This is a genomic window from Veillonella sp. VA142 (assembly GCF_003992135.1).
Classification (GTDB): Bacteria; Bacillota; Negativicutes; order Veillonellales; family Veillonellaceae; genus F0422.
On the sequence record NZ_RQVN01000002.1, the window covers coordinates 73,061 to 95,039 of the forward strand.

Below are 21,979 nucleotides of genomic sequence, written 5' to 3' on the forward strand. Positions count from 1 at the left end.
TGATACACATATAGAGGATAGAGACGCAAGTCTTTGTCCTCTATTTTTGTTATTCTAGACATGATGTGTATAAATCATAAGAGTCTAGGTTGTCATGTAAACACTTCTAAGAGGATGGGATTAGTGTACTAACATATTTGCTCCTATAACCTCATATATATTCTTTTTAAAAATGCTATAACGTAAAAATATGTAGGACTAAGATATGAAATAGTATGAATCATAGGTATAAACGTGGTATAATGGAGAGTGTTTAGTCAGGAGGTTATAATGCGTTTAGGTGAAATTATTATCAATCGTCCTGCGAAACAATTGAATAAACCTTTAACCTATGAAATACCTGACTCATTCGGAGATGTACCTATTGGAACTCGCGTGGCGGTTCCGTTGGGAGCCTCGAAAGAAGAAGGAATCCTTGTAGGTTATTGTGACATAGAAGATCCACCATTTGTGATTAAATCCATATTAGCGGTGTTAGATCCAACGCCTTGGTTTTCATCGGAAATGCTGAGTACAGCTCGTAAGCTAAGTGAGTATTACTTATGTACCTTTGCAGAGTCATTAAGTTTATTTACTGTGGATAAAAGTAAATTAAAATCCTATGACAGACCTAAAATGGAATGGCTTGTGCCTAAAGAATCCTTTCATGTGGAACTTTTTTCAGAAAAAAAACGAAAGCAGCGTTTGTTGGCAGCATACTTATTGGAGTATGGTGCCACATCTGTGAGTACCTTGCGATTGGCGGGATTTAGCCTGCCTGTGATTAAGCAAGTAAAAGAATCTTCTCATATTGATATAGAATGGCGTTACGAAATGACGAAAACGCGCTATGAGCAAGTTGTGGATAGTATAGACATTCCTTTAACAAAGGCACAGCAGTCTGTATATATGCCAATTCAGAAATGCATTGCTAATCATACAAGTAAAGCCTTTTTACTACATGGCGTAACAGGTAGCGGGAAAACGCAGGTGTATCTAAAAGCTGTGCAAGAAACGATTCGACAAGATAAGATTGCTATTATTCTAGTTCCAGAGATTGCTTTAACGACACAAATCGTACGACGATTTGTAGAAAGGTTTGGGCAAGAAGTTGTGGTATTCCATAGTCAGTTGACAAAATCGGAACGTTATAACAATTGGGAACGATTACGCCGGAAAGATAGCCATATTATCATTGGTGCTCGTTCTGCCGTGTTTGCACCAACAGAAGATATTGGTCTTATTGTAGTAGATGAGGAACATGATCCATCCTATAAGCAACAGGATATAACTCGATACGATGCACGTATGGTGGCTAGATGGCGAAGTGAAAGTCATCAATGCCCAGTTATATTTGGTTCTGCTACACCGTCTATACAAGCCTATTATTTAGCAGACAAAGGTGTCTATCATTTACTATCTTTAGAGCATCGTATTTTTCATCAACCCATGCCTAAGGTTACAGTTGTAGATATGAAAGAAGAAATGTTCTATGGGAATTACTCTGTATTTTCTATGGCATTGGATACATTAATTCAAGAAACGCTACAGAAACGGGAGCAGATGATTCTCTTGTTGAATCGAAGAGGTCATAGTACATTTGTGATGTGTCGAGATTGTGGTAAACCTATCCAGTGTCCACACTGTGATATATCGATGGTCTATCATCAAGCAGGACAGGACTTGCGTTGCCATTATTGTGATCATCATGAAAAAGTACCTCAAATGTGCCCTCATTGTAGTAGCCGTAAGATTAAATTCTTTGGTACAGGCACACAAAAGGTAGAAGAAGAATTAGCAAAACGATTTCCACAAGCTAGAATTGCTCGTCTTGATCAAGATACGACATCTAAAAAGGGTGAATCACAGCGTATTTTAGAAGCTTTTGGAGCAGGCCAATATGATATTTTATTGGGCACGCAAATGGTGGCAAAAGGACATGATTTTTCAAATGTTACCGCAGTAGGAATAATTACAGCTGACTCTGTCTTGCATATTCCTGTGTATACGGCTGCTGAAAGAACATTTAATTTATTAACACAAGCAGCTGGCCGTGCTGGACGTGGTGATAAACCAGGAAATGTAGTAGTACAAACCTATAGTCCTGAACATTACGCCATTCAGCACAGTACACATCATGATTATATTAGTTTTTATCAAGAAGAAATAGAGGCTCGTAAAGCCTTGTTGTATCCACCCATTGGTGAAATGATACAAATTACCTTATTAGATGAAAAGCTTCCAGTAGTGCGAACAAGAGCGACAGAATTAGCCAACACTTTGCGCCAGTCCTGTGTAGGTCAGCGCATAGATATATTAGGGCCCTATGAAAATGGTGCCGCAAAGATACGAGATATGTATCGACTTTGTATTATGATTCGTGGAGTTGATTTATCGAAATTAAAATCATACATGTATCGTTCAGATACATTTACATTACCCCATATCTATATAGATGTGGATCCAGTATAGGAGGAAATATGGCAGTTTTAGAAGTTATGAAAACAGGGCATCCTGTGTTGAAACAAATAGCAGAACCAGTAGAGTTTGTAAATAAAAAGATTCGTCAATTATTAGATGATATGGCGGAAACTATGTATAAAACAGATGGTGTAGGTTTAGCGGCACCACAAGTCAATGTATCTAAACGTATTATTGTATTAGATGATGGTAATGGGCTTATCGAAGTGATTAACCCAGAAATTGTAAAAAAAGAAGGATCTCAAATTGGCTTAGAAGGTTGTTTAAGCGTACCAGAGCTGTTTGGTGATGTAGAACGATACGACAAAATTGAAGTGCATGGTATCAATCGAAATAATAAAAAGATTAAAATTAAAGCAGAAGGCTTTTTAGCACGTATTTTCCAACATGAAATTGACCATTTGAATGGTATTTTATTTGTAGAAAAGTTAGTGAACCCTAATGAGATTTTTATCCATAAAAAGGAACAACAATAATGAAGCCATTACGCATAGTATTTATGGGAACTCCAGATATAGCAGTTCCAACGTTACAGGCTTTAATCGATAGTTCCCACTCAGTAGTAGGTGTATTCTGCCAACCAGATAAGCCGAAAGGACGAGGCAATAAATTGCAAATGCCACCGACTAAGGAATTGGCGTTGCAGTATGATATTCCTGTGTATCAACCGAAATCTTTGCGCAATGAAGAAGCAGAGGAATTGTTGCAAACTTTGGCTCCTGACATTGTTGTAGTCATTGCGTATGGTAAGATTTTACCTCCTTGGCTTATTCATCAGCCTCCATTAGGCTGTATTAATCTACATGCCTCTTTATTGCCGAAATTTAGAGGTGCAGCACCTATACAATATGCCATTCTACATGAAGAGTCAGAAACGGGTATGACGATTATGCATATGGATGAAGGATTAGATACAGGTGATACTTTGCTCATGGAACGCATTCCAGTGACAGAAGAAGATACATCTGGTACCGTTTTTACAGCCTTAGCAGAATTAGGAGCACAAATGATTGTACCAGCCGTAGATGCTTTACAAGCAGGCACATTAACAAGAGTCCCTCAAAATCATGAAGAAGCCATTGAAACGGGAAAAATTACGAAAGAGATGGGGCATCTCAATTTTACAGAACCAGCACATACATTGGCTGCAAAAATTAGAGCCTTCAATCCAAGTCCTGGATGTTATACATTCTTAGATGGTAAACGGATTAAGTTCTGGCATGCAAAAATAGACCCTACCTCTAAGTATGCGCCTGAACATTTACAAGGGGCTTGTGGCTATCCTAAAGAGGGAACAATAGTGCATGTAGATAAAGAGTCTTTCAGTATTTTTACTGGACATGGAGTTTTACGAGTTACTGAAGTGCAACCAGAAAATAAAAAGCGAATGAATGCAGGTGATTTTGCTCGTGGTCATCAGTTAGCAGTAGGAGCTTACTTTGGGGATGAATAAATCTTATCGCTTATATTTAACGATGACTTCTGTGGCGTTGCTATTGATATCCGTGGTATGGGGTTGGGTAGTCTGGATGATGTATCCTAGCTTATCTCAATGGGGGGCTATTGCAGGGTATATCGGAGTGGGCGTTTTACTACTCCCCATATTAATTGGGTGGTTTATGTGGATATATATGGCATTAGTCACAATGTACTCTATACAACATCCGATTTTATTGCGACTATCTAATCGCGGGTTATATCTTTTATTTCCTTTAGTGACGGTCTTAGGCAGATGTTTTGGATATACCAAGGATGAAGTGAGTCAATCCTTAATTGCTTTAATCAATCATCTTGTTAGCACCCAAGTGTATCGCGTGGAACCAGAACGTTTATTACTACTCACACCACATTGCATACAGCTATCTAGTTGTGTACATAAAGTAACTACAGATGTACATAATTGTAAGCGTTGTGGTGGATGCCAAGTAGGAACCTTACTAGATATTGCAGATACGTATGGCTGCCATTTTATAGTAGTTACGGGTGGTACATTAGCACGTTTAAAAATCAAGGAAATTCGCCCTCAAGCGATTGTGGCTATCGCTTGTGAAAGAGACCTAGTTAGTGGTATGGCAGATGTGTTTCCTATTCCCGTAATTGGTGTCTTAAATGAACGACCTTGTGGTCCTTGTTGTAATACGAGAGTCAACACAGAAGATATTAGACTTGTCATAGAGAGGTTACTGTATGGAAACGAAACAAAAGAAAGAACATAAAAATATTCGGCGCCTAGCTATGAAAGCCTTAGTAGATATTCATCGAGATAAGAAGTATGCCAATATTGTATTGCCTCAGTATATGATACAAGAAAGACTAGAAGATTTAGATCGTAGATTCTTTACAGAATTGGTATATGGTGTGGTGCGACGTCAAAACTATTTAGATGCCGTTATCGTTCACTTTACCAAGAAATCAGTTAAAAAATTATCTCTTTTTGTGTTAGAGATTCTAAGACTTGGTGTGTACCAATTACTTTATATGGATAAGGTACCATCAAGTGCTGCGGTAAATGAAAGTGTAAAACTTACCAAAAAAGTGGCACCCGGTACGGATCGTTTTGTCAACGCTGTACTTCGCAATGTAGATAGACAACGTGAAGATATCGGAGTCGACGCCTTAGCCACTTCAGAAGAGGAACGGATTTCCTATATTTATAATCAACCTCTTTGGCTAGTCCGTTTATGGATAGATCAACGAGGTATAGAAGAAACAATAGATCTTTGTGAATGGTTCAATGAAACTCCGTTATTGACAGCGCGTGTGAATACATTACGAATGAGTCGTCAAGATTTATTAGAAGAACTTTCACTGGCAAACTGGGTGGTAGAGCCCAGTCATATGATTCCAGATGCGATTATCATCAAATCTCATAAAGGTCAATTACAGGAAGCAAAATGGGTCCAAGAGGGATTGATGACATTTATGGATGAAGCATCTATGGCTGTGGCTTACGCAGTACAACCTCAAGAACATATGCAGATTTTAGATACCTGTGCAGCACCGGGAGGTAAAACATTGCATATGGCAACCCTAATGGGCAATACAGGAACCATCGTAGCTACAGATATTCATGAGCATAAGGTAGAACTGTTACAGGCAAATGCCAAACGTATGGGTATGTCTAATGTACAAGCTCAACAAGGTGATGCTACAGTAAAAGAGGTACAATGGAAAGATTCTTTTGATGTCGTACTTGTAGATGCACCATGTTCAGGACTAGGAATCTTACAGAAGAAACTAGATATGCGATGGCGAAAAGAAGAATCACAATTACAAGAATTGCCAAAGTTGCAGCAACAAATATTGCAAAATGCTAGTTCCTATATCAAAGTAGGTGGACACTTAGTATATTCTACATGCACCATAAATACTTTGGAAAATGAAGGGGTTGTGGAAAGATTTTTACAAAAGAACCCTAATTTCGTCTTAGAAGATGTGGCTCCCTTGTTGCCGTTTGCAGCAGAAGGCCCTATGGTTACTTTATTGCCACATGTATATGATATGGACGGATTTTTTATAGCCCGTTTACGTAAGGAGAGAGCATGATAGAATTACTTGGACTTTCATTGCCAGCATTAAGTAAAGTTGTGACAGATGGAGGGTTTCCAAAATTTAGAGCAAAACAGATTATGGATTATATCTATCAACGTCACGTATTCTCTATGGAAGATATGGTTCAGCTTCCACAGACAATGCGTGAATGGCTTACCACACACTGTACGATTACATTGCCTACAGTGGTGCGAGAATCTACTAGTTCAGATGGAAATACGAAGAAGTTATTGCTCAGATTTTCTGATGGCCATCAAGTAGAAACAGTACTGATGAAGCAACACTATGGCAACTCTGTGTGTTTATCATCTCAAGTGGGATGTGCGATGGGATGCATTTTTTGTGCATCTACTACAGAAGGCTTATTTCGTAATCTAACAGTAGCTGAAATTGTAGGGCAGTTGTTACTCTTTGAAAGTATTATTAAAGAAGAAGTGCATTCTATTGTTGTCATGGGATCAGGAGAGCCATTACAAAATTTTGATCATATCATGGAAGCATTGCAATTTATTCATGAAAAAGAAAGTTTTAACATAGGCTATCGCCGTATGACTGTATCTACCTGTGGGTTAGTTCCCAATATTTATCGTTTTGCGGAACTAGAATTACCGATTACATTAGCTTTATCATTACATGCTACGACAGATGAAAGTCGAAAAAAGATTATGCCTATAGGTGCTACCTATGCTTTACAAGACGTGTTAGATGCTGTGGCAGAGTATTATCGACGTACGGAGCGCCGTGTTACCTTTGAATATATTTTGATTAAAGATGTGAATGCCACTGAAAAAGAAGCTCATGAATTAGGTACGATTGCAAAACAATTTCCACATTGCAATGTCAACTTAATTCCGGTGAATGGAAATGAACATATTAATTTATATAAACCGCCTATGAAAGAGATGCAAGAGTTTAAGTCCATTGTAGAATCTTACGGCGTGTCTGTGACGATTCGTAAAGAAATGGGCGATGAAATTCAAGCAGCTTGTGGACAGTTGAAAATACAACATCAACAATCTTTGAAAGAAGGGATGTTATGATTAGTTTAGGAATTAGTAAAACTGGATTAGTTCGCCAACGAAATGAAGATCGCTTTTATGCTCAAGGACCATTACTCATTGTAGCAGACGGTATGGGTGGTTACACCGGCGGAGAGTATGCTAGTACCATGGTAGTTGACACCATTGCAGAAGTAGTTAATGAGGCTACTGAAATGTCTACCGAAGTATTAGAGAATGCCATTCTACAAGCGAATCGCATGGTATATGAAAAGAGTCAATCCTACAAAGAGTTGGAAGGGATGGGAACTACAGCGGTTGTAGCGTATGTACAAGAAGATACCCTGTATTGGGCTCATGTAGGAGATAGTCGTTTGTATATATATGGATCAGAAGGGTTACTTCGTATGACAAAAGACCATTCTATGGTACAGCAATTAGTAGAAGCGGGAACAATCACCGAAGAAGAAGTCATTCATCATCCGAAACGAAATATGTTGACTCGAGCCATTGGTGTATATGAAACTGTAGAAGTAGATACCGGCGTAGTTGAAGTACATCAGAATGACCGAATCCTATTATGTAGTGACGGTTTGTCTGGTTATATTGAAGAATCTAAGATTGAACTAGTACTTTCAGAAGAAAATAATGAAAGTAGAGCATTAGAAGATTTAGTGCACCTTGTGTATGATGCGGGAGCACGAGATAATGTAACAATCGTACTTGGACGTATATAAAGAGGTGACTTATGGATAAACATACATTAGTAGGATTGGTCTTTGACCATCGCTATGAGGTTCAACAGAAGATTGGCGTTGGCGGTATGGCCGATGTATATCGTGGGAAAGACACACTATTAGGACGACCTGTAGCAATTAAAATTCTTCATCAAAACTTTGGTAGTGATCAAGATTTTGTAGCTCGTTTTAAACGTGAAGCACAAGCGGCAGGAAAACTGAATCATCCGAATGTAGTAAGCATGTACGATGTTGGTTTTGATCAAGGCTTTCATTATATTGTCATGGAATATGTGTCTGGATGCACTTTAAAAGAATATATTCAGCATCATGGTGCTCAGGTGACTGTGCAAGAAGCGGTGAAAATTACAGTAGCCATTGCAGAGGGGCTAGAGCACGCACATATGATGGGGATAGTGCATTGTGATGTAAAGCCACATAATATATTGATTACTGATTCTGGACGTGTGAAGGTAACGGATTTTGGTATTGCAAGAGCTATTAATTCTGCCACAACTATGATGTATACCAATTCTGTCATGGGTTCAGCTCATTATATCTCTCCGGAGCAAGCTAGTGGTAAGAGTATTAATGTGAGTACAGATATTTATTCATTAGGGGTTGTTCTTTATGAATTATTAACTGGGGAAGTTCCTTTCAGAGGGGAAACACCTGTTAGTGTAGCTTTACAACATGTGAAAGACCGCGTAGTAGCACCACGAATTAAGAATGCCATGATTCCACCACAGTTAGAGCAAGTAGTACTAATGGCATTGGAAAAAGAGCCTGGTAAACGATTTGGATCCATTTCTGAAATGATTCAAGCATTACGTATGTCATTAGGCTATCGAGGCGGTACATCAGCACGACCAATACAACATGATTTTGCTACACAAGTATTGCCACCGCTGGAAACAGAAGTATTAGAAGAAGAGGAAGAGCAGCCAGAAGGCATATTGGCAAAATTAGGTAGTTTGCCACAAAAATATGTGATTGGCGGTGCTGTATTTGCCTTTTTGCTTGCTTTCTTATGGGCCTTTTTGAGCTTTGGTAACTTCTGGAGTAATTCTATCGTAGACGTACCAAATGTGGTAGGTAAACAATTAAGTGTAGCTACGAGATTATTAGAAGAGCGCCATTTACGAGTATCTAGTTCAGAAGTAACCAATTCGGATGTACCGGCAGGACAGGTTGTTTCACAAAGCCCTGAGCCAGGTGAATCTGTCAAAGAACAGCGCATGGTACATTTAGTTGTCAGCAAAGGTGCTGGAGATATTACTATACCAGATTTACAAGGGATGAGTTTTGATCAAGCTAGAGAAAAATTAAAAGCTTTAGGTTTATCAATTGGTAAGATTTCCTATGAAAATGATCCTAGTAAAGATGATGGCGTAGTGCTTAGTCAAGGATTGCAAGCGGGAGGTAAAGCTTCCAAAGGCGCCACTGTAGATATTACGATTAATCAAACTAAAGGAACTACAGTAGAGATTCCTAATGTAGTGGGTATGACTATTAAAGAAGCCAAAGAAGCGTTGGGAAATTTAGGTTTAAGTATTGGTAAAATTTCTGGATCCAATGAAGACTCTGCAGTTGTTACCGCTGTTAGTCCTGCTCCAGGGTCATCTGTGAAACGGGATGAAAGTATTACCTTGGTAGGTCAATCAAAAGATGGAAAAAAAGATGGAACGAATGCTAAGCAAGGCGGTGCTACCAAAGGGGTTGTGGATGTAACAGTGCCAAACGGGCGTGCCTCGCAACATGTGAAATTAGTGGTCATCGATGATGATGGTGGACGTGTTGTGTACGATGGTACTAATGCACCAGGAGACCGCATTGTAAAAAGCGTGTCTGGATCAGGTAATGTACGAGTTCAGATATACTTAAATAATGCGTTAGTACAAGAGCAATCCTTATAGGAGAGACTATGAAACAAGGTGTTGTAATTAAGAATGTGAATGGCTACTTTTATGTGCAAACCCCAAGTGGAGATGTACATGAATGTAAGGTTCGAGGACGGTTAAAGAAAGAACGATATTCTCTCTTAGTAGGAGATACGGTCAGCATTACAAACGATGGTTGGATTGATTCTATCGAAGAGAGAAGAAATTCATTACGTAGACCAGCTATTGCCAATATTGACCAAGTCATTGTAGTAGTAGCTGCACGAGAGCCAGACATTCATCCTTTACTATTGGATCGTTTATTAGTGATGATTCATCATAGTCATATTCCTCCCATACTAGTGATTAATAAGTACGATTTGCATACAGAAGACACGGTGAAATTGAAATCTATTTATGAAAATATCGGTTACACTGTACTCTGTACGTCCACGTATACTGGTGAAGGGATTGATGAATTACGATATGTATTACATGGTAAAATCAGTGCCTTTGCCGGTCCTTCTGGGGTAGGTAAAAGTAGTTTGCTTAATGCAGTGGATCCGAACTTTGCCTTTCAAACAGGAGCGGTTAGTGACAAGATTAAACGTGGGCGCCATACAACGCGCCATGCCTCTTTATACAGCTTAGATGAAAGTTCCTTTATCATGGATACACCAGGATTTTCAGCTTTAGATCATACAGGGATGACTGTAGAAGAATTAGTGCATACATTCCCCGAGTTTGGTGACCATGATAGGGGATGCAAGTTTAGTCCTTGTTCCCATAGTCATGAACCGATTTGCTCTGTGAAAGAAGCCTTAGCTGGTGGACAGATTAGTGAGCAACGATACCAATCGTATTTGACGATTAAATCAGAACTTGAAGATCAAAGGAGACGATAAAATGATTCAAATTGCCCCCTCTATGTTATCGGCAGATTTTTCAAATTTAAGAGAAGATATTCGTATTATTGAAGAAGGTGGTGCGGACTTATTACATATTGATGTGATGGATGGGCATTTTGTGCCAAACCTAACATTTGGTGCTCCTGTGGTAAAAGCATTACGTCCACATACGAAGTTGCCTTTTGATGTCCATTTAATGGTAGATAACCCAGGTGATTATGTTGAAGAGTATGCCAAGATAGGCGTGGAGTATTTCACCTTTCATTGGGAAGCTGTGCCACATGCACATCGTTTGATTCAAGCTATCAAAGCAACTGGTATGAAAGCAGGCGTTTCCTTAAATCCATCTACGCCAGTATCCTTATTGGAAGATATTGCAGAAGATTTAGATTTAGTTCTAATTATGAGTGTAAATCCAGGTTTTGGTGGACAATCATTTATTCATAATGCAGTCAAAAAAATAAAACAAGCTCGAGAATTATTGGATTCTGTAGGCAATACAGATGCTGTTGTAGAAGTAGATGGTGGTATTAATTTGGAAACTGCTCCATTAGTGCGTGAGGCAGGGGCCACCCTATTAGTAGCTGGTTCTGCTGTATTCGGAGCAGAAGATAGAGCACTGATGATTGACAAATTACGAGGCTAATATGATTCGAGTAGGTACAGATATCATAGAGATTCATCGCATGGAGCAAGCTATTGGCCGAGATACTTTTTTACAACGAGTATTTACGGACTATGAACGAAACTATGCATGGGGGCGTAACAAACAGGCCGCTGCATCTTTTGCGGGTATCTTTGCCGCTAAAGAAGCTTGTGTAAAAGCCTTAGGGACAGGGTTTCGCCACGGTTCTTGGCAGGATATCGAGATTACTCACGATGCATGGGGAGCCCCTGTCCTTACCTGTACGGGCTATTTTGGACAACAAATGAAAGCCTTAGGATATGAAACTCTGCAAGTTTCTATTAGCCATTGTCGTGAATATGCTACGAGTACTGTCATTGTATATTAGAGGATATACCCATGCGATTATTAACACCAAAGCAAGTTAACATAGTAGATCAATATATTGAAAGTTTGGGACTCCCTGTATCTCATTTAATGGAACAAGCGGGGCGATCAGTGTTTGAAGTACTGCACACATATATAGAAGAAATAGATGGACCTAAAGGAGTCCTATTTCTTTGTGGCATTGGCAATAACGGTGGTGATGCCTTAGTGGCAGCACGTTTGCTGACAGAAATGCCTGAAGTGACTCCCTATGTTGTTGTGTTAGGCAATCCGAAAGACGGATCTCCATTGTTTCAACAACAATGGAAGATGGTACATACTCTAGAAGATACGATTACGATTGTGACTAATGAGATGATGCAGTCTAATGGGAATGTAATACCCTCTCATATATTACGTGATGTAAGTCTGGTAGTGGATGGTGTGTTTGGCACAGGATTTCATGGTGAGTTACCAAGACAGATAGGAGCTATTTTTGAACAATGTAAAGAATGGCGTTCTAATAGTGAGACAAGAAAATGTATTTCCATTGATATTCCTAGTGGTGTAAACGGTTTAACAGGAAATGTCGACGTCTCTTCATTCAGGGCAGATGAAACAATTACATTGTTAGCACCTAAAGTGGGGATGCTCTTCTATCCAGGAAGAGAACGCGTGGGGTATATGAGTATCGGCAGTATCGGATATCCTTTTCCGCATCATGCCTTGAGGGAATCGGTTCATAATGGGCCAGAAATCTATTGGAACAAGGCAGATTCTTTGTCTGTAGAGGCTCGTTCACCCCTTGCTCATAAAGGGACGAATGGTCACGTCTATATTTTGGGTGGTTCTCCAGGAATTTATGGTGCACCCATATTAAGTGCGGAAGGAGCATTACGCAGTGGAGCTGGAAAGGTCACTATTGTATCTGGTGCGGATAACCTAGATGCATTGCGATCTTTGAGTCGACCTGAAATGATGATTCGTAATTGTAATGATGCAGAACAACTAGATGGAAATAGCACAGTAGTCATTGGCCCTGGTGGTGGCAGAAGCAATAGTGATAGGAAACATTTACTTCAATGGATGCAATCTGTTACAGATAGCCACATGGTACTTGATGCAGACGGTCTCATAGCGCTTTCTAATGATGTATCACTGTTAAAACAGTGCTCGTATACATTAGGTAAGAAAGGCTATGCCGTTGTAGTTACACCGCATTTAGGTGAATTCTCCGCGCTTACAGGAATTCATATAAGAGAAATATACAATGACCCTATTGGTTATGCGCAAGCATTTGCAAAAGAGTACAATGTATATGTAGTGCTTAAAGGACAACCAACAATTCTTGCTACTCCATTTGGTAGAGTATACATAACGACAATAGGTAACCCATACATGGGTACAGGCGGCATGGGTGATGTATTAGCTGGTGTCATTGGTTCCCTGTTGAATCAAGAACAGGATCCTATGAATGCTATTAATGTTGCAGTGTATGCTCATAGTTGTGCGGGAGATATAGCACTAGATGATTGTGGCCCAGGATTTACTCCTACAGAGGTGGCACAACGAATTGGTCGTGTACTAAGAACGATCGATGGATACAAGCCGGTTTTACCACTGTAATAACTATTGTAATAAAAAGCGATTAGAAAGTACTTAAAAATGAGAAAAAGAATATATAAATATTTACTTCTGTTAGGTGTGTTGGCAGTAGCGCTACTCAGTCTGTTGGGCTGTGGAAAAGAACTTTCACAGGTGAATGCAAATTCTGCCAAGACAGAGGTCAGTCAATCTACGCAAGCACCGACGGGTACCATGAAGATTCATGTATTGGATATCGGACAAGGAGATGCTATTTTAATCCAGATTGGGGATAAATTTTCAATGATTGATACAGGAGATACAGATCATAGACCTCAAGTAGTTGCATTATTAAAAAAATATGGTGTGAAAGAGTTAGAAAATGTAATTTTAACACATCCCCATGCTGATCATATTGGTGGTTTCTATGCGATTGCAAAAGCGATTCCTATTAAACGTGTCTATGATAATGGTATAGAGATTGATAACGGAACGTATAGAACATACTTGAAAATGATAGAGACCAAGAAGATTCATCATGAAACACTTCATAAGGGTGATCGGTTAGACCTAGGTAATGGAGCATATTTTGATGTATATGCCCCGTGGAAAGGGGAAATATTAACGGACAAAAAAGGTGAAGTCCATCAAAATAATAATTCTATTGTTGGTAAACTAACTTTTGGTAAGTTTTCTATGCTCATGACTGGTGATGCTGAAAAAGAGGAAGAAGCGCGTCTCATTAAAGAACAAAATACGAAAATGTCTAGTAAAATCTTAAAAGTTGGACACCATGGTAGTAATGGTTCTAGTCAAAAAGATTTTATTCGTTCTGTTCGACCAGAGGCAGGTGTTATTTCTGCAGGATTACATAATTCTTATGGACATCCCGGGGAAAAAGCCATGGCACGATTATTGGAAGAACATGTAGATATCTATCGTACAGACACGATGGGAACTGTTACCATTCGGACAAATGGTACAGACTATGATATCCAACGAGAACGATAAAAGAATGTAATAGTCACTGATACAGGAGTGAGAAACATGAATATAATTGTAACTGGTGGTGCCGGTTTTATTGGATCACATCTAGTTGATAGATTGATTCAAGAGGGACATCGTGTACTTGTGATTGACAACTTAAGTAGTGGATTGCGGGAATTTGTGAATGAACAAGCTGAATTTTTAAAACTAGATATACGAGATAATAAGATACATGACATATTTGAAGACTTTCAACCAGATTATGTGTTTCATGAAGCAGCGCAAACAGTAGTAGCAGAATCCATGGTACATCCAACAGAAGATTGTGATATCAATCTAATGGGACTATTGAACTTATTACAAGCCTCAGTTAAAGTGGGTGTTAAAAAATTCCTTATGCCATCTTCTGCTGCAGTATATGGTGATATAGAGGTATTACCCCTTACAGAAGAATTGGCAGGAGTGCCTCGTTCTTGTTATGGATTGACAAAACTAACTACGGAAGGATATTTGCGCATTTACCAAGAATCTTTTGGATTGCCGTATATTTGCTATCGATATTCTAATGTATATGGACCACGTCAAGGCAATGGTGGTGAAGGTGGTGTTGTTAGCATTTTCTGCGAACATGTAGCGAATGGTGAATCCATTAAAATTTTTGGCGATGGAGAACAAACACGTGACTTTGTCTATGTGGATGATGTAGTGGAAGCTAATATATTGGGGTTAGATAATGATGTAACGGGGGTTATCAATGTGAGTACAGAAACTGGAATTTCTGTAAATGAATTAATCAACACATTAGAACATATTGCTGGCACTAGTGTAGAACGTCATTATGAAGCACCACGCATTGGTGATATTAAACATTCTTTATTGAGTACTGCAAAAGCAAAACAATGTTTAGGGTATATGCCTAAATGGACATTACAAAAAGGACTGGAAAACACCTATTACTATGTGAAAGGTAATAGATAACATCATAGATCTTTGCGAAGGCAAAGCTCTTTGTTATTGAGGAGGAATTATGCAAATTAATGCAGCTGTATTGGAAGTCTTTGACTTTACATCATCTATGTCGGCCTATTCAGATCATCCTATGGATATTACTGAACCAGAAATACAAAGCTATCTTGAAATGCATGTGATGAAAGCATTACAAGATCCTAGTGCACGAACCGGATATATATCTGACCAAACACCGTGGGGGAGAAAGGTAAAACAACTAGAGAATAAAGAAGTATCTTTAGTAGACTTTGGAAAAGACTTGGGAGATACCTTATTTACGTATATGGCACAAGCGATGGATCCTTGTGTGCTCGATATGATTGTCTGTGAAGCCAAAGGGGAACAAGACTACCTTTGCATCTTACTTTGCAAAGCCCATGATGGGTATACGCATCAACTTTACTCAGAAGAAGATGGTTCCTTGGCTACAAAGTTAGTAGAACATCGTGTGGTTTTACCAACAGTGACACAAAAATTATATGCCTTTGCAAGTATTAAACTTTCTGATTTATCCATTCGTCTCTTTGAACCGAAAGGTGAATATGATGGAGAGAAAATGTACTTTTTGGAAGAACGGATCTTTCAAGTTACCACACATCCATCTTCTAAAGATACAGTGAAAAAAGTGCGCACTGTGGTAGATCGAATTTCTAAAGCTCATGAGCAAGATGGTGTGGCTGCTATGGCAAAAACAAAAGAATTACTTGCTAAGAATGCGGAACTATCTGACACCCTAGAAGCACTTCATATTATTGAACAAGTATTTGATACGAATCCTATTCAACGGGAAGCTGCTATCAAGGAATTAGCAGAAGAAAATCTACTTGAACCATTGCCGGTGAGTCGGACCTATGCGACTAAAGTGGGAAAACAACATAAAATTAAAACCGATACGGGTATTGAACTTTCATTTCCAGTAGAATATATGAATGATCGTGAGTTTATAGAAATTTCGACAAATGAAAATGGTACTTTACGTATTGAATTAAAAAATATTTCAAAGATTACCAACAAATAGGGGGTCTTATGAGTAAAAAAGGACATAAAAAAACAAATGCATTACGTATACTAGATACTCACCATATTGACTATGAAGTGTTTACCTACGAATGGTCAGAAGAACGTGGTGCCGGTATACATGTAGCTGAATCTTTGCATATTCCGCCAGAACAAGTATTTAAAACACTTGTAGGTAAAGGCAATGTAACAGGTCATGTAGTATTCTGTATTCCTGTAGAAGGGGAATTGGATATGAAACAAGCGGCACGCGTGAGTGGAAATAAATCGGTAGAACTCATAGCGGTAAAAGATTTATTACCGTTAACGGGATACTTACGTGGGGGCTGCTCACCATTAGGGATGAAAAAAGCATTTCCTACTTATTTTGATGATAGTATTAGCTCCATTCCTATGGTCTATGTCAGTGCAGGCCTTAGAGGAATGCAAGTGAAAGTCAATCCAAAATCATTAGTAGACGTAGTAGGTGGCACTGTAGCGCCACTGACGATGGGGTAAATATGGCAAAGAAATATTATGCTGTTCGAGTAGGACACAATCCAGGAATCTACGTGACTTGGTCTGACTGTGAAGTGCAAGTCAAAGGCTTTCCTGGTGCGCAGTATAAATCATTTCCTACGGAAACAGAGGCAAAAGCCTATTTGGGCAACGTAAATATAGATAATAGTTCGATTGCCAAACAACGTGGGGCAAAGAAAACATCGGTTGGGACTTCTAAAAAAATGAGCCTAGGGGAATATCTTAAGACACAGACGGATGACATACATCAAATGGTGGAATCGGACCCTTGTGAAGTGCGCGCTTTTATCGACGGTAGTTTTGATAAGCGAAAAGGTGTGGTTGGCTCTGGAGGGGTTATCCTTCTTGGTACAAAAGAAGTAGAGTTTTCTCTTTCCAGTACAGAACCTAATCATGTGGCCTATTGGAATGTATCTGGGGAATTATTAGCGGCACTTCATGTGGTGGACTATGCACTAGACCATGGGTATACCTCATGCTCTCTTTATTATGATTATATGGGTATTGAAATGTGGGCTACAGGTAGATGGAAAACAAATAATCCATTAACAACGAGTTATGCAAAACGAATGAAAGAAGCTAGCAAACAAATTCGTATTGATTTTCATAAGGTAAAAGCTCACTCTGGTATTGCCTACAATGACCGTGCAGATGCATTGGCAAAGAAAGGAACTGTACTAAAATAACACTGGTAGGAAATTTCTTGTAAAATTCCTTTAATCTCTCCGTGATTTGATGTACAATAAAAGTACAATTACAATCATACTGTACATAGGAGGAAACTATGAAACGTATTCAATTAGACTCTGGTTTTGTTTATGATTATACAAATATGATGTTGCCTGGTGGAGTGACAGAAGCAGATGTAACAAACTTAGGAACTGCTATTTCTGATGCTTTAGCAGCAGCGGAACAAACGCGTCATCATGGTGTTGTGAAAGGCCATCTATCCAAAGATGGAGAACCTGAATTAGTACTTTTCCCACAATTACCATATGTGGTAGAAGGGCATATTAATAATCCTACAGTGATGGCTAGATTAGATGCTTTAAGAAATAAAAAAGTCAGTACTGTAGTAAGCTTTGGTATTGGCGGTTCATTCCTAGGTGGTAAAGTATTATTTGATGTATATTGTGGGGAGTTTTGGAACTCCATGAGTGATGAAGAACGTAATCATTGCCCACGTATGTACTTCAGTGGAAATAATGTTGACCCTGTACGTACCCAAGAGTTAATCAAGCAATTACAAAGAGAATGGAAAGAGCAACAATTTTTAGAGGACCATGCTCATGTGCCTAATGAGTATAAAGTATTATTGGTGTTAATTTCTAAATCTGGCTCTACCATTGAACCAATGACGAACTTTATGATTGTGAAAGAAGCCCTAGAAGTGGCAATGATCGATTATGAAGTGTTAGTAGTAACAGATCCTAGAGATGATGAAAAAGAAACATTACTTCATAAGTTGGCCGTTGCAGAAGGTTGGGGAGACTCTATCTTTGCTGTACCAGATGGTATTGGTGGCAGATTCTCTGTGTTCTCAGAAGTAGGATTGGTTATAGGAGCTTTATTAGGTTTTGATATTCATGCCTATTTAGAAGGTGCTAAAGCAGCGGATATAGCAGCTCAAGAGCAAGATGTTTGGAAAAATCCAGCTTTACTGAGTGCTGTATTAAAATATATTGGTTCTGAACAATATGGTCGTCATATTGAAGTGTTCATGCCTTATGCAGATCGTTTGAAATCCTTATCTGAATGGTATGTACAGTTACTAGCGGAATCCTTAGGTAAAGAGAAAGATGATAAATCTGGACACTATGGTCGTACTCCAATTGTGGCAGTAGGTACTACAGACATGCATGCCCAAACACAGGAACATCAAGAAGGTCGTTATGATAAAGTTGTATCTTTCGTCGATGTAGAAAATTGGCACGTATCTTTAACAGTACCACATATGTATGATCAATACAGTAAACTTGAAGCTCTGGCAGGCCTTGATTTAGGCTTTATCAATCGTGCAGCACTAGCATCTAATGCAGAGTCCTTAGCAAGCGATAGACGATTTAATGGCACCTATCAAGTTCCAACGATGAATGCGTTCCATTTGGGAGAATTGATGTTTACTATGTGCTGGGCCATCTACTTTGAAGGTCAATTAGCAGGGGTAGATGCTTTCAATCAACCAGGCGTAGAAGTATATAAAAAATTGTTAGGACCTAAACTTTCAAAAGCACAGGAGAAGTAAGAATGAATATTTTAGTGACAGGTGGCGCAGGGTATATTGGTAGCCATACAGTACGTGCCTTATTAGGTGCAGGTCACCAAGTAGTGATTGTGGATAATTTATCTCGAGGCCATAAGGAGTCAATCCCTGCAGGAGTACCATTCTATGAAATGGATATTACAAATCCTGCATTAGGTGAGGTTCTGGATACACATAAAATTGATGGCATTATGCATTTTGCAGCACATTCTCAAGTTGGGGAATCTATGGTAAATCCATCTATCTATTATGAAAATAATGTAGTAGGTTCCTACCGATTAGTAGAAACAGCTCGTAAGCATGGAGTGAATCGATTGGTATTCTCCTCTACGGCAGCTGTCTATGGGGAACCAGAAGTAGTACCTATTATGGAAGATGCAAAATGGAATCCCACCAATGTGTATGGCCGTACAAAATTGATGATTGAAGATATGCTGCGTGACTATAGCAAAATTTATGGATTTAAATTTGTAGCACTGCGTTACTTTAATGCAGCAGGAGCGGATCCATCTGGTGAAATTGGTGAAGATCATACACCAGAAACACATTTAATTCCACTTATTATTGATGCAGCCTTGGGTAAGCGTGAATCCATCACTGTATTTGGTACAGACTATGATACAGCAGATGGTACATGCGTACGTGATTATGTACATGTAAATGATTTAGCTTCCGCACACATTTTAGCTATGGAATACCTATATCATGGTGGTGAATCCGATGTGTTTAACTTAGGTTCAGGCAATGGTTTCAGTGTGAATGAAATCGTGGCAGCTACTAAAGAAGTAACAGGTGTCGATTTCCGTGTTGATTACGGTGAACGTCGTGCTGGAGATCCAGGCACGCTGATTGCATCCTCTGAAAAAATTCATGCTAAACTTGGTTGGAAGCCAGTTCATAGTACAGTACAAGAAGTGATTCGTGATGCTTGGAATTGGCATCAATTACATCCGGAAGGATATTAATCGTATATGGGAGGGCATGATGAAAGTTTCATCTACGCAAGACCTCTACAATCGCATAATGAAGTATATACGCACACACGGTCGTCTCGTTTTCGGGGCGACCGTTTTATTGTGCCTCATTTGCTATCTTGGTTGGAGAGAGTCGGCATGGTCAGAAGTAGAGCGATTAGAAAGTCCTGTGCAAGCCCATCGTAAAAGTGATGTAATAGGACAAAATAAAAATGTAAAAGTGGATAAGGGAGGAGAAGATGACAAAATTAAATTAGTAAATGGAGATAAAAAACATAAAGGGCGTAAACAAGAAAAAAGTTCTCCTCTAGAGGAAGACACAGATAAGGGTAAACTTATCTTTCCTATACGGAATGTAGTGCGACCCTATCCTTTACTAGATACGTTTTCAAAGGAATTAACGAGAGATACTCCGACAGCCGTAATAGGTGCAGAAAAGATTATTATGGATAACATGAATGGAAAAGGTAATAAAAATAGTGTAGAAGGATACACCGTACAATCCTATGGTAATGATACGGGTAGAAACAGGCATGAGAGACATGAGGTAAAACCTGTAAAAGAGATACAAGTGCAATTGTTGGGGATTATACAAGGGGAGGCGCCCGTAGCTGTGTTAGATATTAATGGAAGCACTCATACTGTGTATGAAGGAGATGTAGTTGATGGTGTGCAGGTGTATACGATTACTGATGCAAGGGTACAAATTCAAGTGAATGGTTCTGTTCAATGGATAGAATAAAGGCGGGATACAAACTATGCGGAGTAAGAGCTCGAAACAGAAAGAAAGGAGATTCGTATGTGGATTAGAATATTAAAATATGTTAGAAGGAGTATAGTAATTCCTATCCATCAATCTATATATCGATGGGGAATTGCATATGCTTTGATACTGATAGTCTTAGGAACTTTCCCTGTAGGAGCAGTACATATTATGGCCAAAGATATGCCTTTGCGAACATTGGTGCAAACCATAGCAAGAACAGAGAAACTTTCAGTGGTAGGGTTAGATACATTAGATGGAAAGGTTACTTTAGAAGTAGAAGAAAGCTCTGGGAGAGAGGCTATTAACAAATTGGGATCACAGTTAGGTTTTTTAGTGTATGAAGAGGGTGGAACATTTATTGTAGAAGGTCGCCACGAAGAAAAAGAACGTCGACATGTACGACGAATTGTAGCGGAGTCGTCCACCCCTGAAGAATTGAGCAATCTTATTCAGTCCGTCGTACCTAAAGAACATATACAAGTAATACCAAGCACTAACGAAGTCATCTATTATGGAACGGTTCATGAAATTTTAGAAGTAGAAAAATTACTTCGATCTTGGCATACCGCACCAAAACAAGTACAGTTAGATGTGGCGGTGTTAGCTATGGAAAAAGGCTATGCAAAAGAACTGGGGGTACAATGGTCATTCCCTGGGCTGCAAAGTTCAGGGCTGTCCATGCATGGAAAGTCTGAGTCAGGTGTGGAAGGGAATGTACATATTGGTCATATTCCAAAGGGAACATCATACTCGTTTTTAGCGCACCCTGAAGTATCTGCTAAAGAAGGAAGTAGCCGTATGGCACTGATAGCAAGACCTAGTATTGTGGCTATTAATGGGGAGGAAGCGACTATTCTAATTGGTGAACGCGTGCCGGTAACAGTAGAGTCCATTCAAAATGGAGTATCGAGAACGAGCATTCGCTATGAAGAGGCAGGTATACGATTGCGATGTAAACCTTATGTATTACAAGGAAATCACATTGATACCATTGTAGAAGCCGAAGTGAGTAACCCTACCCTAGTTCCTGAAATGAAAGCCTATCGTATTACCACACGGCAAGCAAAAACGAGAGTACGTATACCTGATGGAGAAACTTTGGTCATTGGTGGATTAATGGATCGACGTACCATACATCAATGGCAAAAGGTGCCAATCTTGGGAGATATTCCACTTTTTGGAAAACTATTTCAACATAGTCGTAAAACGAAAGATGAAGTAGAGCTATACATTTTAGTTACTGCTAAGGTAATTCAGTAAATAAGAAGGTAAAATGCCATATATACTCATTCACTATTTCAATATGCCTTATCAATATGATAAGATAAAAGCATA

The 21,979-nt window shown here is 39.1% G+C and carries 21 protein-coding genes; all 21 read left to right on the forward strand.

The genetic code is table 11. The features are described from left to right. Positions 1-270: 270 nt before the first annotated feature. The 21 genes from priA (at position 271) to EO117_RS01375 (ending at position 21,904) form a co-directional block, all read left to right on the forward strand. Positions 271-2,451 (forward strand): primosomal protein N', encoded by a 2,181-nt coding sequence (priA, locus tag EO117_RS01275; RefSeq protein WP_126938716.1) that lies wholly within the window; start codon positions 271-273, stop codon positions 2,449-2,451. An 8-nt stretch (positions 2,452-2,459) separates the two neighbouring features. Beyond that, complete coding sequence (gene def, locus EO117_RS01280; RefSeq protein ID WP_126938717.1) at positions 2,460-2,936, forward strand: peptide deformylase; 477 nt, start codon at positions 2,460-2,462, stop codon at positions 2,934-2,936. Further along, positions 2,936-3,913, forward strand: a complete 978-nt coding sequence (gene fmt, locus EO117_RS01285) for a methionyl-tRNA formyltransferase (protein WP_126938718.1) — start codon at positions 2,936-2,938, stop codon at positions 3,911-3,913. The genes def and fmt overlap by 1 nt, the downstream gene beginning before the upstream one ends. Continuing rightward, on the forward strand, positions 3,906-4,676 hold the full coding sequence (locus tag EO117_RS01290) for a DUF116 domain-containing protein (protein ID WP_126938806.1): 771 nt from the start codon (positions 3,906-3,908) through the stop codon (positions 4,674-4,676). The genes fmt and EO117_RS01290 overlap by 8 nt, the downstream gene beginning before the upstream one ends. Next, positions 4,648-6,006: a 16S rRNA (cytosine(967)-C(5))-methyltransferase RsmB gene (rsmB, locus tag EO117_RS01295; protein WP_126938719.1), complete on the forward strand. Its 1,359-nt coding sequence runs from the start codon at positions 4,648-4,650 to the stop codon at positions 6,004-6,006. Before EO117_RS01290 ends, rsmB begins: the two co-directional genes overlap by 29 nt. Then, positions 6,003-7,052 (forward strand): 23S rRNA (adenine(2503)-C(2))-methyltransferase RlmN, encoded by a 1,050-nt coding sequence (gene rlmN / locus EO117_RS01300; protein WP_126938720.1) that lies wholly within the window; start codon positions 6,003-6,005, stop codon positions 7,050-7,052. The genes rsmB and rlmN overlap by 4 nt, the downstream gene beginning before the upstream one ends. Further along, the gene (locus EO117_RS01305; RefSeq protein WP_126938721.1) at positions 7,049-7,747 is read left to right on the forward strand and encodes a Stp1/IreP family PP2C-type Ser/Thr phosphatase; all 699 of its coding nucleotides are present in this window, start codon (positions 7,049-7,051) and stop codon (positions 7,745-7,747) included. The genes rlmN and EO117_RS01305 overlap by 4 nt, the downstream gene beginning before the upstream one ends. Before the next feature lie 11 nt (positions 7,748-7,758). Continuing rightward, positions 7,759-9,663: a Stk1 family PASTA domain-containing Ser/Thr kinase gene (gene pknB / locus EO117_RS01310; RefSeq protein ID WP_126938722.1), complete on the forward strand. Its 1,905-nt coding sequence runs from the start codon at positions 7,759-7,761 to the stop codon at positions 9,661-9,663. Between the two features lie 8 nt (positions 9,664-9,671). Further along, complete coding sequence (gene rsgA, locus EO117_RS01315; RefSeq protein ID WP_126938723.1) at positions 9,672-10,532, forward strand: ribosome small subunit-dependent GTPase A; 861 nt, start codon at positions 9,672-9,674, stop codon at positions 10,530-10,532. A 1-nt stretch (position 10,533) separates the two neighbouring features. Next, positions 10,534-11,181, forward strand: a complete 648-nt coding sequence (rpe, locus tag EO117_RS01320) for a ribulose-phosphate 3-epimerase (protein ID WP_126938724.1) — start codon at positions 10,534-10,536, stop codon at positions 11,179-11,181. 4 nt (positions 11,182-11,185) lie between these two features. Beyond that, on the forward strand, positions 11,186-11,548 hold the full coding sequence (gene acpS / locus EO117_RS01325) for a holo-ACP synthase (RefSeq protein WP_164727461.1): 363 nt from the start codon (positions 11,186-11,188) through the stop codon (positions 11,546-11,548). 11 nt (positions 11,549-11,559) lie between these two features. Next, complete coding sequence (locus EO117_RS01330; RefSeq protein WP_126938726.1) at positions 11,560-13,152, forward strand: NAD(P)H-hydrate dehydratase; 1,593 nt, start codon at positions 11,560-11,562, stop codon at positions 13,150-13,152. A 39-nt stretch (positions 13,153-13,191) separates the two neighbouring features. Next, complete coding sequence (locus EO117_RS01335; protein WP_126938727.1) at positions 13,192-14,121, forward strand: ComEC/Rec2 family competence protein; 930 nt, start codon at positions 13,192-13,194, stop codon at positions 14,119-14,121. Between the two features lie 36 nt (positions 14,122-14,157). Then, entirely contained in the window at positions 14,158-15,075 is a 918-nt protein-coding gene (locus EO117_RS01340) for an NAD-dependent epimerase/dehydratase family protein (RefSeq protein WP_126938728.1), read from the forward strand. Between the two features lie 49 nt (positions 15,076-15,124). Next, positions 15,125-16,123, forward strand: a complete 999-nt coding sequence (locus EO117_RS01345; protein WP_126938729.1) for a nucleoid-associated protein — start codon at positions 15,125-15,127, stop codon at positions 16,121-16,123. An 8-nt stretch (positions 16,124-16,131) separates the two neighbouring features. Continuing rightward, positions 16,132-16,620 carry a Cys-tRNA(Pro) deacylase gene (gene ybaK / locus EO117_RS01350; RefSeq protein ID WP_126938730.1) on the forward strand — a complete coding sequence of 163 codons (489 nt, stop codon included), beginning with the start codon at positions 16,132-16,134 and terminating at the stop codon, positions 16,618-16,620. A gap of 2 nt (positions 16,621-16,622) precedes the next feature. Then, a complete protein-coding gene (locus EO117_RS01355; RefSeq protein ID WP_126938731.1) occupies positions 16,623-17,327 on the forward strand; it encodes a viroplasmin family protein in 705 nt (234 codons plus the stop codon). 98 nt (positions 17,328-17,425) lie between these two features. Then, positions 17,426-18,886, forward strand: a complete 1,461-nt coding sequence (locus EO117_RS01360; RefSeq protein WP_126938732.1) for a glucose-6-phosphate isomerase — start codon at positions 17,426-17,428, stop codon at positions 18,884-18,886. 2 nt (positions 18,887-18,888) lie between these two features. Continuing rightward, positions 18,889-19,869 (forward strand): UDP-glucose 4-epimerase GalE, encoded by a 981-nt coding sequence (gene galE / locus EO117_RS01365; protein WP_126938733.1) that lies wholly within the window; start codon positions 18,889-18,891, stop codon positions 19,867-19,869. Positions 19,870-19,888: 19 nt separating this feature from the next. Continuing rightward, complete coding sequence (locus tag EO117_RS01370) at positions 19,889-20,620, forward strand: hypothetical protein (RefSeq protein ID WP_126938734.1); 732 nt, start codon at positions 19,889-19,891, stop codon at positions 20,618-20,620. A 192-nt stretch (positions 20,621-20,812) separates the two neighbouring features. After that, entirely contained in the window at positions 20,813-21,904 is a 1,092-nt protein-coding gene (locus tag EO117_RS01375; RefSeq protein WP_164727457.1) for a type II secretion system protein GspD, read from the forward strand. Positions 21,905-21,979 lie beyond the last annotated feature (75 nt).